17 protein-coding genes are annotated in these 16,729 nt (G+C 43.1%); 14 read left to right on the top strand and 3 right to left on the bottom strand.

What is annotated here, in order from left to right; translation table 11 throughout:
• Position 1: 1 nt before the first annotated feature.
• From ARA78_RS03550 to ARA78_RS03535, 4 genes are all read left to right on the top strand, one after another.
• The gene (locus ARA78_RS03550) at positions 2–1,594 is read left to right on the top strand and encodes a cellulase family glycosylhydrolase (protein WP_055279983.1); all 1,593 of its coding nucleotides are present in this window, start codon (positions 2–4) and stop codon (positions 1,592–1,594) included.
• 104 nt (positions 1,595–1,698) lie between these two features.
• Complete coding sequence (gene rsmD, locus ARA78_RS03545) at positions 1,699–2,265, top strand: 16S rRNA (guanine(966)-N(2))-methyltransferase RsmD (RefSeq protein ID WP_055144569.1); 567 nt, start codon at positions 1,699–1,701, stop codon at positions 2,263–2,265.
• Entirely contained in the window at positions 2,258–2,746 is a 489-nt protein-coding gene (gene coaD / locus ARA78_RS03540; protein ID WP_022216541.1) for a pantetheine-phosphate adenylyltransferase, read from the top strand. The genes rsmD and coaD overlap by 8 nt, the downstream gene beginning before the upstream one ends.
• Positions 2,747–2,792: 46 nt before the next feature.
• Positions 2,793–3,539, top strand: coding sequence for a hypothetical protein (locus tag ARA78_RS03535; RefSeq protein ID WP_055279982.1), 747 nt, complete (start codon positions 2,793–2,795; stop codon positions 3,537–3,539).
• A gap of 25 nt (positions 3,540–3,564) precedes the next feature.
• On the opposite strand, the gene ARA78_RS03530 is transcribed toward ARA78_RS03535, so the two are convergent.
• The gene (locus ARA78_RS03530) at positions 3,565–4,107 is read right to left on the bottom strand and encodes a hypothetical protein (protein WP_156329360.1); all 543 of its coding nucleotides are present in this window, start codon (positions 4,105–4,107) and stop codon (positions 3,565–3,567) included.
• Positions 4,108–4,222: 115 nt separating this feature from the next.
• Here ARA78_RS03530 and ARA78_RS03525 point away from each other — a divergent pair, with 115 nt between their 5' ends.
• Positions 4,223–4,468, top strand: coding sequence for a hypothetical protein (locus tag ARA78_RS03525; RefSeq protein ID WP_133302885.1), 246 nt, complete (start codon positions 4,223–4,225; stop codon positions 4,466–4,468).
• A gap of 63 nt (positions 4,469–4,531) precedes the next feature.
• Here the strand turns inward: ARA78_RS03525 and ARA78_RS03520 are convergent, their stop codons facing one another.
• On the bottom strand, positions 4,532–5,776 hold the full coding sequence (locus ARA78_RS03520) for a nucleotidyltransferase family protein (protein ID WP_055279981.1): 1,245 nt from the start codon (positions 5,774–5,776) through the stop codon (positions 4,532–4,534).
• A 290-nt stretch (positions 5,777–6,066) separates the two neighbouring features.
• Between ARA78_RS03520 and recA the strand changes: the two genes are divergently transcribed.
• The 6 genes from recA to ARA78_RS03490 all read left to right on the top strand — a co-directional run bounded on the left by recA (position 6,067) and on the right by ARA78_RS03490 (position 12,015).
• A complete protein-coding gene (gene recA, locus ARA78_RS03515) occupies positions 6,067–7,125 on the top strand; it encodes a recombinase RecA (RefSeq protein ID WP_022216537.1) in 1,059 nt (352 codons plus the stop codon).
• On the top strand, positions 7,109–7,738 hold the full coding sequence (locus ARA78_RS03510; RefSeq protein WP_242849649.1) for a regulatory protein RecX: 630 nt from the start codon (positions 7,109–7,111) through the stop codon (positions 7,736–7,738). Before recA ends, ARA78_RS03510 begins: the two co-directional genes overlap by 17 nt.
• 74 nt (positions 7,739–7,812) lie before the next feature.
• Positions 7,813–9,366, top strand: a complete 1,554-nt coding sequence (gene rny, locus ARA78_RS03505; protein ID WP_022216535.1) for a ribonuclease Y — start codon at positions 7,813–7,815, stop codon at positions 9,364–9,366.
• Positions 9,367–9,473: 107 nt separating this feature from the next.
• On the top strand, positions 9,474–10,028 hold the full coding sequence (locus tag ARA78_RS03500; RefSeq protein WP_055279980.1) for an NUDIX hydrolase: 555 nt from the start codon (positions 9,474–9,476) through the stop codon (positions 10,026–10,028).
• 225 nt (positions 10,029–10,253) lie between these two features.
• On the top strand, positions 10,254–11,132 hold the full coding sequence (gene xerD / locus ARA78_RS03495; protein WP_055279979.1) for a site-specific tyrosine recombinase XerD: 879 nt from the start codon (positions 10,254–10,256) through the stop codon (positions 11,130–11,132).
• A 34-nt stretch (positions 11,133–11,166) separates the two neighbouring features.
• Entirely contained in the window at positions 11,167–12,015 is an 849-nt protein-coding gene (locus ARA78_RS03490; RefSeq protein ID WP_055144554.1) for a formate/nitrite transporter family protein, read from the top strand.
• A 196-nt stretch (positions 12,016–12,211) separates the two neighbouring features.
• Here the strand turns inward: ARA78_RS03490 and aroC are convergent, their stop codons facing one another.
• Positions 12,212–13,309, bottom strand: a complete 1,098-nt coding sequence (aroC, locus tag ARA78_RS03485) for a chorismate synthase (RefSeq protein WP_022216531.1) — start codon at positions 13,307–13,309, stop codon at positions 12,212–12,214.
• 294 nt (positions 13,310–13,603) lie between these two features.
• Here aroC and ARA78_RS03480 point away from each other — a divergent pair, with 294 nt between their 5' ends.
• From ARA78_RS03480 to ARA78_RS03470, 3 genes are all read left to right on the top strand, one after another.
• Positions 13,604–13,774: a hypothetical protein gene (locus tag ARA78_RS03480; protein ID WP_055144551.1), complete on the top strand. Its 171-nt coding sequence runs from the start codon at positions 13,604–13,606 to the stop codon at positions 13,772–13,774.
• 128 nt (positions 13,775–13,902) lie between these two features.
• A complete protein-coding gene (gene rpsO / locus ARA78_RS03475) occupies positions 13,903–14,169 on the top strand; it encodes a 30S ribosomal protein S15 (protein WP_004851136.1) in 267 nt (88 codons plus the stop codon).
• Between the two features lie 305 nt (positions 14,170–14,474).
• A complete protein-coding gene (locus ARA78_RS03470) occupies positions 14,475–16,571 on the top strand; it encodes a polyribonucleotide nucleotidyltransferase (protein ID WP_022216529.1) in 2,097 nt (698 codons plus the stop codon).
• The last annotated feature ends 158 nt before the right edge of the window (positions 16,572–16,729 follow it).

Raw genomic sequence — 16,729 nt, 5'->3', positions numbered from 1 at the left:
CATGAAAAATAAGAAAACGATAGTTATGGGAATAATTATTGGCATTTTGCTGATAATTATAGCGGTTATGGGATATGTGATCGCTTCGGGAAAGAAAGGTGATTCCGTTAAGAAAGAAACGCTGCAGGAGACTTCTGCAGGCACAGAAGAAGTGAAAAGTGCTGACAATACGGGCGATACAACTGAGCCGTCAGAAAAACAGGATGACCAATCCTTGGATATTGCAGGCGATTTCTATGCTGAGATAGGACATGATACAACGTGGGAGGCAGATGGCAAAAAGTGTGCTACAGAGAGCATCAACATATATAACAACACATCTGCGTCTGCAAAGGATTGGAAGCTTGAGATTACATATAAGGGAACTCCGGCTGTAGATCAGATATGGGGCGGAGAGTACAAGATATCAGGCAAAACAGTGTCAATAAAGGCCGTGGATTACACCCAGGAGATACCGGCTAAGGGCAGTATCAACCTCGGATATAATTTCTCTTCAGATGACCTCGCCGTTGAGAAATACGTGCTGTATGTAAATGACACACAGTACAGCGGAGATGGTCTTAAGATGGTAGCTTCAGCGCCTGAGAAGACCGACAGCAATGAAACAAGCGGAGGCGGGAAAAATACAGAATCCGCTGCCACTGAGAAGAAAAACAATACAAATGTTCCGGGAGAGATCCCATTTGAAACACATGGAAAACTTTCGGTAAAAGGAACGGATATAGTGGACATGAATGGAGACAAATATCAGCTTAAGGGTGTCAGCACCCATGGAATCACATGGTTCCCTGATTATGTGAATAAGGAAGCCTTTGAGACTCTGCGGGATGATTGGGGTGCAAATCTTATAAGACTTGCGATGTATACGGATACAGGAGACAGCTACGGATACTGCAGTGGCGGAGATAAGGACGAGATACTTGCTCTTGTCGACAAAGGAGTTAGTGCAGCGACTGAGCTTGGCATGTATGTCATAGTTGACTGGCACATACTAAGCGATAGTGATCCGAATAATCATATAGATGATGCAAAAGAATTCTTTGACAAGGTATCTAAGAAATATGCGGCACAGGAAAATGTCATATATGAGATCTGCAACGAGCCGAATGGTGGAACCCAGTGGAGCAGTGTCAAGTCATATGCCGAGACCATAATACCGGTCATCAGGGCAAACGACAAAGATGCTCTGATAATCGTGGGAACTCCAAACTGGAGCCAGGATGTCGATATTGCGTCACAGGATCCGATAACCGGTTATGACAACATCATGTACGCAGTGCATTTTTATGCGGCTACCCACAAGGATGACCTGAGAAATAAGGTTAAGACGGCTCTGGACAACGGACTTCCTGTATTTGTGAGTGAGTTCAGCCTGTGCGATGCATCGGGCAATGGAGGTATTGATTACGATTCATCTGACGAGTGGTTCAAGCTTATAAACGAGAATAATCTCAGCTATTCATCATGGAGTCTGTGTAACAAGAATGAGACATCGGCACTTATAAAGTCCGATTCAACAGCCACGGGCAGCTTATCCGATGGAGATCTGTCTGACACCGGAAAATACGTGAGAGACAGAATAATGGGAAAATAGTGTGAAGATTGGAAGCTTTTCTTGTAATTTGGCAAAAGGCATGGTATAAGAATGTCTGGCAGGAAAAGTTTATGATATACAGTACATATAGATAGGAGAAGAATATGAGGGTTATTGCCGGCAGTGCAAGAAGTCTGAAGCTGGTGACGATTGATTCGATGGACACCAGACCGACAACGGACAGGATAAAAGAAACCTTATTTAATATGCTCTCAAATGATATTCCGGGATGCCGGTTCCTTGATGTGTTCAGCGGAAGCGGAGCTATTGGAATAGAGGCGCTCAGCCGTGGGGCAGCCATGGCGGTATTTGTCGAGAACAGCAGAAAAGCAGTGGAGTGTATCAATAAAAACCTTGCGTTTACGAAGCTTGCCGACAGGGCACAGGTCTTGTCAGCGGATGCAGTTCAGGCAGTGGGGATGCTGGAGAGACAGGGACAAGCATTTGACGTAATATTTATGGATCCACCATATGGAAAGCTTCTGGAAAAGGCTGTGCTTGAAAGACTTGCAGGTTCACCTCTGATGGATGATGACACAATGGTCATTGTGGAGTCTGATCTTGACACGAATTTTGATTATCTTGATGATCTGGGACTGGAGCTTTATAAGACGAAGAAATATAAGACCAATAAACATACATTTATATATAGGAGACTGGAAGATGAGTAGAGCTATTTATCCGGGAAGTTTTGATCCGGTGACACTTGGCCATTTGGATATAATTAAGAGATCTGCGGAAATGTTTGATGAGCTGATAGTCGGGGTGCTCAATAATACCGCAAAATCTCCATTGTTTTCTTTGGAAGAACGTGTTAATATGTTAAAGAATGTAGTCTCAGATATCCCAAACGTGAAAGTTATGGGTTTTGGAGGACTGCTGGTGGATTTTGCAAGACAGAACGACGTGAAGGTCATAGTGAGAGGTCTTCGGGCTGTGTCGGATTTTGAGTATGAATTACAGATTGCCCAGAGCAACAGGAAGGTTGCCCCGGATATTGACACGGTTTTTCTTGCGACCAGTATTGAGTATTCGTACCTGAGCTCAAGCGTAGTCAAGGAATATGCGAGCTTTGGTGTGGATGTACATGATTTTATCCCGGAGGAGATCAGGGATACATTGAGAGATCGATATTCGATAGACAGAGATTGACAGGCGAAGGAAGAATTTTTGGATAGATTATTAGGAGGAGAAAAACATGGCAAGAAAAGGTATTGAAGAGATGATCAGTGAGATAGAGATATTTATTGACAATTGTAAGTATCAGCCATTGTCATCCAGTAAGATTATTGTGCCAAAGGAAGATCTGGAGCAGATGGTGGGCGAACTCAAGCTCAAGCTTCCTAATGAGATAGAGAGATGTAAGAAGATCATGAGAAACAAGGAGGCTATACTTGCGGATGCAAGAGCCAGAGCTGATTCTATCATCACAGAGTCTGTTGCAGAGGCAAACAGACTGGTTGATCAGAGCCAGATAGTTGAGCTTGCCAACATCAGAGCGAATGAGATAACAGACATGGCGAGAAGCCAGGCTGAGCAGATCATCGCTGAGGCGAATGCGGATGCCAAGGAAGTCAGAGCAGGTTCCATGTACTATTCAAAGGACAAGCTCACAGAGATAAGCCAGTATATAAATGCAACACTTCAGGCAGAGAGAGCGAACTATGAGAACCTCATTAAGTCTCTTGAGGACAATGCGGCAAGAGTTACAGACAATATGGCAGAGCTTGATTCAAGTATAGCTCAGATCAACGGTGTTCCTGAGCAGGTACAGCCAAGTGCTGACGATTCAGCATTTGCTGATGATGACAACACAGATTACAATGTATACGGCAAGACAGAGTATTCATCAGACGACTCTGACGATGAGGATTATGATGACGAGGATTACGATGAAGAATATGACGACGAGGATGAGGATGATGAGGAGTTCCTCGACGAGTAATCACGCCAGATGATACAGGATGTATTTACAGACACATCATATAGAAAATGAAACACAGGAAGGCACATACTATTTTCCCTGTTGTGTATTTGATGAAAGACAGCCCGGATATTCTTATCATATCACGGCTTTGGAACAAGGCGGATAGCCCTCCAAAGGCAGTGAGTGAGAGAATGAGGGCTGTCTTTATTTTTGTGGAAATATCCATGCTGTATAATACTGGTACACCGCCGCCTATCTCCAGATATGTGGATATTATGGTGCATGCATCGCCTGAAAAGTAGCTGCACATAAGATTTCCTGCAATAGCAAATATGACCATGTACACACCGATCACAGTTATATTGTGTACCGAGCTGCTTATTATGTCAGAATACGTATTTTCTGGCTTCCCTGAATTGGGGCTCTGGTTGTCTGATGATACTTGGACTGTTGCGGCAGTAAGCAGCTCCGTGGAAGTGCTGGAGCGGTGGGATGACATACATGACAGAGTAAGCGCTATTACAGTATAAATGATCTGTGGAAGATATACAGCCTCGATCAGCCGTGCAAACGATATATATTCCATCAAATGATCCCTGTATATGTAATTGTAAAGAAACATCGGACTTATATTGTTGCACATCGGGAGTAGGCTCTGACATACGTTTTCAGAGATGACCCTCTTTCGGTAAAAGAAAGCTATGATGATCGTGCCTGTGGGAAAACCGCATAGCAGGCCTATTATAAAGATGATCGCATATGCGCAGCATTTTGATACTTGTATCGATCTGAGAAAGCTGGTTATAACACCGGTCAGCAGCATAAAGGGGAGCAGGATAGGTACAATGGATGAGTACCATAGCTGTAACCCCTGGGTGCATCCGGATCTGATGATGTCTGAATTTAAACATGCAAATATTATAATTGAAGCTGTTAGAATTATATAACATACGTTCTTCATATGCCAATTGTATTCATTTTATAGAGCAAATATGATAAATAAGAATATGTCATATAACTATGACAGGTTGTTCAAAATCGGTCTTTATACTGATTTTGTATTTGTTGTATACCATGTTTCTGTATATGTCTGTGGCTTTTATGTCGTATGAGAACATGGACAGACCTGTGGAATCTGTACTTTTGTATATCTCGGCTGAACGGGTTATGATCGGTACCTGCGAAGCCTTTTTCATGCTTTTTATCACGGCACCTGCATCTTTTTTTAGTCCAAGAAGCTTGATGTAGGCTATCCAGCCGTTTTCTTTAAAATGGGAATAGTCATCACATCTCAGGTCTGTGATGGTGTGCAGCAGACCTCTCTGAATGTGCGTGAGAGTATAATTCCTGCATTTAAGTGCTGTTGTGGTCTCAGTAAAGGATAGACTTGTGTCAAGCCTGGAGAGACGGTTGCAGAGATCTCTATCCATGTCAACGATGTCATCCGTGCACGGAGCAAGTAGCCTTCGTGCTGACAGGAGATGAGACAGGTCGTCGTCGAACATCGGAAATGACTTTCTGTACGCGTTTTGCAGGATGTTGTAGCAACTGTCAGGAATGTGGCGCCTTAAGCTTTCAACATCACCTGACCGGAGCAGCTCACGTATGGCTGAGGCCGAACAGATGTCGTTGTCGGTGGCAGTGCTGTTGTATTCTGATAAGATCCTTCTGATCGGGACAGGTTTGATCCTGGAGTCTGTCTGTATAAGAGCAGCAATATACTCTATGGCCAGAATGTTGTTCGGGCTTGCCAGGATACGGTCAAGATCAGCGCTGGTATAACCGGTAAGGTTCTGGTTCTGCAGATACTCGGAGATGGCGGCTGCTCTGGCTGATCCATATGAGATGCCCGAAGATACGGATTTTTTTATGAATTCCGATACCTGTGGCGGTTCATTGACGGTGAGTTCGGCAATTTTTTGCAGAAGATCCATGTCATCACATTCTGCGCCGAATGAGATATAGTCTATGCCATCAAGAGCGTTCATCATGCAGACTGCGGCATGTGCATAGTCTCTGGCACTTGATGATGCGTATACAAATGGAATCTCGAACACAGCGTCTACACCGCATCTCAAAGCAATCTCGGTTCTTGTGTGCTTATCTGCTATGGCAGGAACGCCTCTCTGAAGAAAATTGCCGCTCATAAAGCATATGACATGTTCGACACCAGTTAGAAGCTTCGCCTGCTGTATCTGATATTCGTGTCCCTTGTGAAATGGATTGTATTCGCAAACTATGCCTACTGTGCTCATGGCTCCTCCTTGAAATGCGTGTTTTATAACCTGTCACGATTTATAATGCCTTTGTCGGTAAAGTTTATTCTATCTTAATAATTAATGGCTGTAAAGTGTGTTATAATGACGGACATAAAGATGTTAAGTGAAAAATTCAAGATGCGGCATTGTTCTGATGCCGATGATCCCCACATACCAGACAGATATTGATTAATTAAGTGAAGGCAGCCAATTTATGGTTGACAAAGTGGCAATAATCTAATACTATATTAAAAGATAATCGAACATATGTTTAGGAGGAAAATATAATGGCGAATAATTCCGGTAATGTAAATATTGATGATAAGAGAAAGGCATTGGATGCCGCTATAGCACAGATAGAGAAGCAGTATGGTAAGGGTTCGGTGATGAAGCTTGGCGATTCCAATGCGAATATGAATATAGATGTGATCCCTACAGGATCTCTCAGCCTTGATATAGCACTTGGACTTGGCGGTGTGCCTAGAGGAAGAATCATAGAGGTGTTCGGACCTGAGTCGAGTGGTAAGACGACGGTAGCTCTTCACATTGTTGCTGAGATACAGAAGAGAGGCGGAATCGCAGGCTTTATAGATGCCGAGCATGCGCTTGATCCGACATACGCCAAGAACATAGGTGTAGATATAGACAATCTTTACATATCACAGCCTGACTGCGGAGAGCAGGCTCTTGAGATCACAGAGACCATGGTCAGATCGGGAGCGGTTGATGTCGTTATCGTGGACTCTGTTGCTGCACTTGTACCAAAGGCAGAGATAGACGGAGAGATGGGCGATTCGCATATGGGACTTCATGCCAGACTTATGTCACAGGCGCTCAGAAAGCTCACTGCTGTTGTCAGCAAGACCAACTGTGTTGTCATATTTATCAATCAGCTCAGAGAGAAGGTTGGAGTTGTGTTCGGTAACCCTGAGGTTACAACAGGTGGTCGTGCACTTAAGTTCTATGCTTCCGTAAGACTTGACGTAAGAAGAATTGATACGCTCAGACAGGGCGGTGAGATCGTAGGTAACAGAACAAGAGTTAAGATAGTTAAGAACAAGGTGGCTCCTCCATTCAAGGAGGCTGAGTTCGATATCGTGTTCGGCAAGGGTATATCTAAGGTCGGAGATATTCTTGATCTTGCTGTTGCGAACGACATAGTGGATAAGTCCGGTGCATGGTACGCATACAACGGCAATAAGATAGGTCAGGGAAGAGAGAATGCGAAGGCATATCTTGAGAACAATACAGCTATCTGTGATGAGATAGAGCAGAAGGTAAGAGAGGCGGTTGGTGTTGCCGGAGAGTCTGCCGAGAACACTGTAGATGATGGAGCAGATGAGTAGGATCGCAACTGTCACTGATATCAGGAAAATCGATGATAAAAGGTTTTGTCTGTTTGTGGACTATGAGCCTTTTTCATCGGTCTATGCATCGGATATACGAAGATTACATCTTGCCTGTGACGGTGAGATAGAATGGAGTAAACTTGAGGAATTCAGACGGGACTATCTGTTCAAACGTGCCATGAACAAGGCTGTGAACTCCATAAAGTTTTCGGACAAGTGTGAATACGATATCAGGCAGAAGCTTAAGGATCTGTATTACGACGAAGAGATCGTGGATCAGACCATCGACAAACTGAAGTCGTATGGATATATAGATGATTACAGGTATGCATGTGGATATGTACGCAGAAACTCCGCTAAAAAAGGCATTCGTGTCATACGATTTGAATTGCAGGCAAAGCATATAGGCCAGGATATTATCGATCTGGCTGTGGAAGACTCAGACATATCAGATGAAAGCGACAGGATAACATATATTTTACAAAAAAAATACACTGTGGAAGAACTGACTGAAAAGCGTGATAAAGTCTATGCATACATGTACAGCAAGGGCTTTGACAGGCGTAAGGTTTCTGAGTGTATACGAAATATTGTCTCTGATATTACTTGACATAACATCTTAAAAATATTAAACTTAAATAGTTGTATTCTTGTACAATGAAAACTTAATAAGGAGGTGCTCCTGTGAATTCACCAATAGTATGGGGAATAATCGCTGTTGTTGTAGTTGCACTGCTTGTTGCTACATGGTTTATCGCTATTGCATATCGCAAGAACATAGTAGAGACCAAGATAGGAAGAGCAGAGTCACAGGCAAGAGAGATTATTGACGAAGCTCAGAAGACCGCCGAGGCTAAGAAGCGCGAGATACTGCTTGAGGCAAAGGAAGATTCCCTTAAGACACGTAATGACCTTGAAAAGGAAGTAAAGGACAGACGTGGAGAACTTTCACGTATGGAGAAGAGAATTCTTGCACGTGAAGAGAATCTTGATAAGAAGACTGAGGCAGTTGAGAAGAAGGAAGCTAGTTTAGCTAACAAGGAAAGCGCGCTGGACAAGCAGAAGGCTAAGGTTGAAGAGTTACAGGCGAAACGTTTACAGGAACTTGAAAGAATTTCAGGTTTGACCTCTGAACAAGCAAAAGAATACTTATTAAAGACTGTTGAAGATGAAGTAAAGCATGAAACAGCAGTTATGGTCAAGGAATTAGAAACCAGAGCTAAAGAAGAAGCGAACAAGAAGGCGAAGGAGTATGTTGTCAATGCAATACAGAGATGTGCGGTTGATCATATCTCAGAGACAACGATCTCATTAGTTCAGTTACCTAACGACGAGATGAAGGGTAGGATAATTGGTAGAGAGGGTAGAAATATTCGTACCCTTGAAACTCTCACAGGCGTAGATCTTATCATAGACGATACTCCTGAGGCAGTTATCTTATCAAGCTTTGATCCGGTAAGACGTGAGGTAGCAAGAATTGCACTTGAGAAACTCATCGTGGATGGTAGAATCCATCCAGCCAGAATCGAAGAGATGGTTGAGAAAGCGCAGAAGGAAGTTGAAAACATGATGCGTGAGGAAGGTGAAGCTGCTACTCTTGAGGTAGGAATTCACGGAATCCATCCAGAGCTGGTAAGACTTCTTGGAAAGTTGAAATTTAGAACAAGCTACGGACAGAACGCATTGAAGCACTCTGTTGAGGTAGCTCAGTTGTGTGGTTTGTTGGCCGGAGAGATAGGTGTCGATATCAAGGTTGCAAAGCGTGCTGGATTACTCCATGATATAGGTAAATCACTTGATCATGAGATGGAGGGTTCACATGTTCAGATCGGTGCAGATCTTTGTAGAAAGTACAAAGAGTCAGCGCTTGTTGTCAATGCGGTAGAGTCACATCACGGTGATGTTGAGCCTGAGTCATTGATAGCACTTCTGGTACAGGCTGCAGATACAATTTCTGCTGCAAGACCGGGAGCAAGAAGAGAGACCTTGGAGACTTATACTACAAGACTTAAGAAGTTAGAGGATATTGCTAATTCTCATAAGGGTGTAGATAAGACATTTGCTATTCAGGCAGGTAGAGAAATTCGTGTAATGGTAGTTCCTGAGCATGTAAGCGATTCTGATATGGTATTGCTGGCTAGAGATATTGCAAAGCAGATCGAAGACGAGCTTGAGTATCCTGGACAGATTAAGGTAAATATTATAAGAGAGTCACGCGTGACAGATTACGCAAAATAAAAATTAGGGTTTGTAGAGATGATCTACAAACCCTTTTTATGATTTGTCACATACAGTTTACCATTCTTATGCATGATGAACTATAAAACGGGAGGTGAGATTAAAAGATGGAAAAATTCAAGAGGATAAAGACGGAAGTGGCATACAGAGCGCATGTGTTTGATGTATATAACGACTATCTTGAACTGCCTGACGGCAGAGATGTTGTATATGATCTGATAAAGCATCACCCGGGAGCGTGCATTCTTCCAGTGAAAGACGATGGATCGTTCATACTGATAAAGCAATACAGGAATTCTATTGATGATATAACCTACGAGGTTCCGGCTGGTTTTATCGATGAGGGAGAGTCTCCTGAAGATGCAGCCAGAAGAGAACTCAGGGAAGAGACAGGGTTTACCGCGAAGGTTGTGGAGTATGTGACTAGAACAGTTCTGGCTATCGGTACAAGTGATGAACAGACTTACGTGTATATAGGCAGGGAACTTACCAGAGGAATATGTGCATTGGACGAGAATGAATTTATAGAGACCGAGGAGATAGGTCTTGATGATGCACTCAATATGATAAGAGATGGCAGGATAGTGGATTCCAAAACAATAATTGCAATCTACGCATATTGGGGTAAGAAATGCTCCCAAACAAGCAATCACATAATTTGAAACATAGAAAATTCAACTGAAACATTGTCGGAATTGAAAAATGTGAAATATTTTTGAAAAGAATTATGTCAATATCTAGTATACATAATTTGATCGTGCACCGCATTTTGTACTTTTATTAAAAATGCCGTGAAGCCTTGATTTTACTTGTTAAAATAGTGTTTGATTTTATTTACATTTGTATTTATAATATAATGCAGTCTACATAACTAAGGGGATAAATTAGTGGAACAATACATAGACAGATATGTTGATTATTTAAGAAATGTAAAAAAATCCAGTGAGAATACTGTTGCATCATATCGGAGAGATCTGATAAAATTCTACAGGTATTTTGACGAGAAGGGCATAATGAGGATTGATGATATTAATGAAACTTATATCACTTCGTATGTGTTGGAAATGGAGAAACAGGGGATGTCCATGGCTACGGTGTCACGTAACATTGCATCCATAAAGTCATTCTATGCCTATCTCATGAGGGAGAGGATAGTGAATGATGATCCAACGGAGAATATCAAGCCTCCGAAGATCGTGAAGAAGGTTCCTGAGACGCTTACCATAAGTGAGGTGAACAAACTTCTCGACCAGCCTACCAACAAGACTCCAAAGGAGATCAGGGATAAGGCGATGCTGGAGCTGTTGTATGCTACAGGAATACGTGTTACAGAGCTTGTGACATTGAAACTCACGGATGTCAACATAAAGCTTGGGTTCATTGAGTGCCACGACGGCGACAGGGTGAGGACTGTTCCGGTTGCGGAGGTTGCTCAGAGAGCCCTCAGCAGATATATTACTGAGGTGCGCGATGATATGAGTGGAGGCAGTGATTATCTGTTCTTCAACTGCAAGGGTGCACCTATGACGAGACAGGGATTCTGGAAGATAATAAAGTATTATGCGGCTAAGGCCGGCATAGATAAGGATATAACACCTCATATGATAAGGCATTCATTTGCCTCACATATGTTGGGGAATGGAGCGGATATAAAGTCTGTTCAAGAGATGCTTGGACATGTGGATATTGCGACAACCCAGATATATCTTACAAATAAGCAGAGTAAGCTCAAGGAAGAATATGCAAAGGCATATCCGAGGGCCTAACAAATAACTTATAAACTAAGGAGACAATTAAATCATGGAAAACAATTACTACGTTCCGGCACAGATCATTGAGAATAATCTCAAGGGTGCTGTTGGAAAGGCAAATCTCAAGCTGTACAAGATGATCATGATGGGATTCTTTGCAGGAATGTTCATTGCGATAGGAGCTGAGGGATCAAACCTTGCGGTGCATACGGTGGACAATTTCGGACTTGCGAAGACTCTTGCAGGATGCATATTCCCTGTAGGACTCATGATGTTATCGATTATCGGTGCAGAGCTGTTTACCGGAAACTGTATGATGATAACAGCGGTTATTGATGGTAGGATAAAGCTTGTGCAGATGCTCAAGAATTGGGTTGTTGTATATCTCAGCAATATGCTTGGATCAGTTGTGACTGCAGCTCTTATATATGGAAGCGGTCAGTTTGATAATTCAGCAGGCGGCCTTGGCGCTTATACCATCAAGGTGGCTATGGGTAAGACAGGCCTTGATTTTTGCAATGCGTTCATGTCGGGAATAATGTGTAATGTTCTCGTGTGTATCGCGGTTCTCATGTCATCTTCGGCTAAGGATATAATTGGAAAGCTGTTTGCATGCTTCTTCCCGATAATGGTATTCGTCGTGTCAGGTTTTGAGCACTGCGTTGCAAATATGTACTATATACCTGCAGGTCTGATGGCTGCATCAAACAGCAAGTACGTGGACAAGGCATGCGAGCTCTATGGATATACCGCACAGCAGATAAGTGACCAGCTCACAGTGGGACATTTCTTCAGTAAAAATCTCCTCCCTGTAACGCTTGGTAATATCATCGGCGGTGGTCTGATAGTGGGAATTGGACTTTACATCATCAACAAGCCTAAAAAGGTGGAAGAGTAGAATCTGGCGCCAGACTTATAGGCAACAAGGTCAGAATGATGGACTGAATAAATGATGGAATGAAAAATAAGATAGATAAATAAAAAACAGATGTGTCATGATTTGAGGAATCACCCCTGGATCATATCACATCTGTTTTTTATTATTTACATTTTATCGCATTATTGTTTGTCGCAATTTTCAGTTTGTTTGACAATTACTTATAAAAGTCAATTATCTTGTCCATTCTGGATGACATATTCTCAAATATAAGATCAAGGATCGTCAGGGCGGTCATGGCCTCGACGACCACAACAGCTCTCGGCCCAATGATAGGATCGTGGCGGCCTCTGATCGAGACCTCTATGTTATCCCTGGACTTGTTAACGGTTTTCTGTGTGGATGCGATGGATGGGGTCGGCTTGAAATGCGCCTTGATGATTATGTCTGAACCATCGCTCATTCCGCCGAGAATACCTCCGGCGTGATTGGTCTCCTTGTCTACGTTATAACCGTTCATGACAAATGCATCATTGTTATATGAACCTCTTGCAGTGGATACCTCGGTGCCGTCGCCAATCTCGACAGCTTTCACAGCTCCGATGGACATAACTGCCTTTGCGAGGCATGCATCCAGTTTGTCAAATACCGGTTCACCGATACCTGCCGGCATTCCATGCACGATACATTCAACACCAGAGCCTATGGAATCGTTCTCCGCCATGCAGTCTTGAAGAAGGATTGATGCCTTCTCGTAGGCATCCGGGTCCGGCATATTGAGGTCGTTCTTAAGTATATAGTCAGCGTCAAAATTGTTCCTGTCTATATGTACATCACCGATGGAAGATACGTAGGTAGTTATGGTGATACCGAGTTCCTTCAGTATCTTTGAGGCGATCGCACCGGCTGCAACTCTGCCGATGGTCTCTCGTCCCGATGAACGGCCGCCGCCTCTGTAATCCCTGAAGCCATATTTTTCATCAAATGTATAATCTGCGTGGCCTGGTCTGTAATATGTGGCGATATCTCCGTAATCCCCGGAGCGCTGGGATGTATTTCTCACCATCATGGATATAGGAGTTCCGGTTGTCTTTCCCTCGAAAATTCCTGACAGTATCTCTATGGTATCGGATTCCTTTCTAGGCGTTGAGAACTGTGAAAATCCGGGTTTTCTGCGATCCAGAAATACCTGTATATCTTCCTCACACAGTGGAAGACCGGCAGGGCAGCCGTCAACGACAACTCCCAGAGCCTTTCCGTGGGATTCTCCCCATGTGGTGATGGTAAATTTATTTCCTATGGTGGAACCTGCCATAATATATCTCCTTTCAAATGCGGCGAAACCTGCCGCTCTCTATTCGGCAAATGAACTGCAGAAACCTGCCGCGCAAATGTCCGCGCGAACTATTATAGCATAGATAAGTTTGTGATAACAAGAAATAAGTTGGGATGCTGTAAAGTGTGAAAGCGTGTAAGGCGAATGTCAAACCGGGAATATTACCAGCCAGGGTTGTAATGAAATATGTTATATATTAAAATATCTATGAAATGAATGAAAGAACGAAAGGACACGGCTGAAAGCACAGCCGGACATAAGGTGGTCAAGAAAATGGAGAAATATTATATAGTAAAATCGATAGACGGAGATTACGCAAATCTTGTTGATGAGAATGATCTTGGCGGTGAGACAAAGCTCGTTGCAAGGGCGCTGCTTCCGGAAAGTATAGCGGAAGGAACAAGGCTGCACTATGCATTTTTGCAGTATGAAATTGCGGATTAATTTCCTCTTTACAAAACCAGACACATATGTTATCCTACACAAGGTCAACTGACACTTAGTTTGAGGACACCTCTAGGCCTTTTGCCCGGTGTCAGTCATGTATATTATTTTATAGGAGGATTGTTATTATGATAACAAAAGAGCAGAAGCAGGAAATCGTAGCTAAGTACGGCAAGGACGCAAACGACACAGGTTCAACAGAGGTTCAGATCGCACTTCTTACAGCAAGAATCAACGATCTCAACGGACATTTCAAGGCTAATCCAAAGGATCATCACTCAAACCGTGGTCTTCTTAAGATGGTTGGTCAGAGAAGAAACCTTCTTGCATACCTCAAGAGCAAGGATATCGAGGCATACAGAAAGCTCATCGAGAGCCTTGGACTTAGAAAGTAATTTCTATTCGAGCCTTAATACAATAACAATTATGGGAATCATGTGTACACGCATGATTCCTTTTTATTTGCCCGGACACATTTTTATGGTATCAAATAGTGTAAACAGAGGTGTTTGGATATTGTATTTTTTATATTCGTATGATAAAATTTAAAAGATTGTGGAATGACATATCGAGACTTCTATAAAGAATATCATGGATCATCGCTGAAAGATGGCAAAAAGGTTATAAGACATGGTGTTTTTTATAGTTGTTTCGACGTCTTCCACAATACAAATAAATATTAAATCAAGGAGATTTTGAGATGAGTAAGGAATTCAAGAGATACCAGAAAGAGATCGCTGGCAGAATGCTCACTGTTGATATCAACAGAGTAGCTGCACAGGCAAATGGTGCTGCATTTATCAAGTACGGTGACACAACAGTGCTTTCAACATGTACAGCTTCAGAGAAGCCAAGAGACGGAATCGATTTCTTCCCACTTTCAGTAGAGTATGAGGAGAAGTTATATTCAGTAGGAAAGATACCTGGAGGATTCAATAAGAGAGAGGGTAAGGCATCAGAGAACGCTGTCCTCACATCACGAGTAATCGACAGACCTATGAGACCTCTTTTCCCTAAGGATTATAGAAATGACGTAACACTCAACAACCTTGTTATGTCAGTAGATCCAGAGTGCAGACCGGAGCTGGTTGCAATGCTTGGATCATCTATCGCAACATGTATATCAGACGTTCCATTTGACGGACCATGTGCCATGACACAGGTAGGTCTCATCGACGGAGAGTTCATCATCAACCCAACACAGAAGCAGTGGGATGAGGGTGATCTGAAACTCACAGTTGCATCTACATCACAGAAGGTTATCATGATCGAGGCCGGTGCAAATATTGTACCTGAGGCTAAGATGATCGAAGCTATCTACATGGCTCATGATATCAACCAGGACATCATCGCATTTATCAATGAGATAGTAGCTGAGGTTGGAAAGCCAAAGCATTCATATGTAAGCTGTGCAGTTCCAGAGGAGCTCTTTGCAGCGATTAAGGAGATCGTTCCTCCAGAGGCTATGGAGGAGGCTGTATTCTCAGACGAGAAGCAGGTTCGTGAGGAGAACATCAGACAGATCACAGAGAAGCTTGAGGAGGCATTTGCAGACAACGAAGAGTGGCTTGCAGTCCTTCCAGACGCTATATACCAGTATCAGAAGAAGACAGTAAGAAAGATGATCCTCAAGGATCACAAGAGACCTGATGGACGAGCTATCAACCAGATCAGACCACTTGCTGCTGAGGTTGACATCATTCCTAGAGTCCACGGCTCAGCTATGTTTACAAGAGGACAGACACAGATCTGTAACGTATGTACACTTGCTCCACTTTCTGAGATCCAGAGAGTTGACGGACTTGACGAGAACGTTACATCCAAGAGATATATGCACCACTACAACTTCCCTTCATACTCAGTAGGAGAGACAAAGGTTTCAAGAGGACCTGGACGTAGAGAGATTGGACACGGTGCACTTGCTGAGAGAGCACTTCTTCCTGTACTTCCAAGTGAGGAAGAGTTCCCATATGCGATCAGAACCGTATCAGAGACATTTGAGTCAAATGGTTCAACATCAATGGCATCAACATGTTCATCGTGTATGTCACTCATGGCTGCCGGTGTTCCTATCAAGGCTATGGTTGCCGGAATCTCATGCGGACTTGTAACAGGTGATACAGACGACGATTACATCGTACTCACAGATATCCAGGGACTTGAGGACTTCTTCGGAGATATGGACTTCAAGGTAACAGGTACAACAGAGGGTATCACAGCTATCCAGATGGATATCAAGATTCACGGACTTACAAGACCTATCGTTGAGGAGGCTATCGCAAGAACACGTGAGGCAAGACTCTTCATCATGGAGACATGTATGAAGCCGGCCATCGCTGCTCCAAGACCAACGGTCAATGAGTTCGCGCCAAAGATCAAGCAGATCAAGATAGATCCAGAGAAGATCGGTGAGGTTATCGGACAGAGAGGTAAGACTATCAACACTATCATAGAGGAGACAGGTGTTAAGATCGATATCGATGATGAGGGAAGAATCTCTATCTGTGGCGTAGAGCAGGCAGGTATGGACAAGGCTATCGAGATGATCAACATGATCGTAGAGCCTCTTGAGGTTGGCAAGAACTACCATGGTAAGGTTGTAAAAGTTATCGACTGTGGAGCTATCGTATCGCTTGCACCTAACAAGGATGGACTCATCCACATCTCAAAGCTTTCAGACAAGAGAGTTGCAAAGGTTGAGGATGTTGTAAATGTAGGTGATGAGGTTGACGTTAAGGTCATCAAGATCGACGAGAGAGCAGGAAGAATAAGCCTGAGTCTCAAGGATGTACAGTAAATAACAGTTCTGAGCTAAACTATAATAAGGATATTTTTTATAAGGGTAAATTTGATGTCTCGAAGCCGGTCTGTCATATGGCCGGTTCCGGGGCATTGTAGTAAATAAAGGCATACATAAACAAACTAAAAAATAAATGTAGATTTAAGGGGGAACAT

This window comes from Coprococcus eutactus, assembly GCF_001404675.1.
Taxonomy (GTDB): domain Bacteria; phylum Bacillota; class Clostridia; order Lachnospirales; family Lachnospiraceae; genus Coprococcus; species Coprococcus aceti.
Note: the sequence above shows the minus strand (reverse complement) of the source record. Positions and strands in the feature narration are given on the sequence as shown.

Bases quoted from the DNA above. Each gene is read 5' to 3' on its own strand.
- ARA78_RS03490 (WP_055144554.1), top strand. From the start codon at position 11,167: ATGGAAAACAATTACTACGTTCCGGCACAGATCATTGAGAATAATCTC.
- ARA78_RS03535 (WP_055279982.1), top strand. From the start codon at position 2,793: ATGGCAAGAAAAGGTATTGAAGAGATGATCAGTGAGATAGAGATATTT.
- coaD (WP_022216541.1), top strand. From the start codon at position 2,258: ATGAGTAGAGCTATTTATCCGGGAAGTTTTGATCCGGTGACACTTGGC.
- ARA78_RS03520 (WP_055279981.1), bottom strand. From the start codon at position 5,776: ATGAGCACAGTAGGCATAGTTTGCGAATACAATCCATTTCACAAGGGA.
- ARA78_RS03550 (WP_055279983.1), top strand. From the start codon at position 2: ATGAAAAATAAGAAAACGATAGTTATGGGAATAATTATTGGCATTTTG.
- ARA78_RS03470 (WP_022216529.1), top strand. From the start codon at position 14,475: ATGAGTAAGGAATTCAAGAGATACCAGAAAGAGATCGCTGGCAGAATG.
- ARA78_RS03500 (WP_055279980.1), top strand. From the start codon at position 9,474: ATGGAAAAATTCAAGAGGATAAAGACGGAAGTGGCATACAGAGCGCAT.
- ARA78_RS03525 (WP_133302885.1), top strand. From the start codon at position 4,223: ATGATGATCGTGCCTGTGGGAAAACCGCATAGCAGGCCTATTATAAAG.
- ARA78_RS03510 (WP_242849649.1), top strand. From the start codon at position 7,109: ATGGAGCAGATGAGTAGGATCGCAACTGTCACTGATATCAGGAAAATC.
- rpsO (WP_004851136.1), top strand. From the start codon at position 13,903: ATGATAACAAAAGAGCAGAAGCAGGAAATCGTAGCTAAGTACGGCAAG.
- rsmD (WP_055144569.1), top strand. From the start codon at position 1,699: ATGAGGGTTATTGCCGGCAGTGCAAGAAGTCTGAAGCTGGTGACGATT.
- aroC (WP_022216531.1), bottom strand. From the start codon at position 13,309: ATGGCAGGTTCCACCATAGGAAATAAATTTACCATCACCACATGGGGA.
- ARA78_RS03480 (WP_055144551.1), top strand. From the start codon at position 13,604: ATGGAGAAATATTATATAGTAAAATCGATAGACGGAGATTACGCAAAT.
- ARA78_RS03530 (WP_156329360.1), bottom strand. From the start codon at position 4,107: ATGGAATATATATCGTTTGCACGGCTGATCGAGGCTGTATATCTTCCA.
- recA (WP_022216537.1), top strand. From the start codon at position 6,067: ATGGCGAATAATTCCGGTAATGTAAATATTGATGATAAGAGAAAGGCA.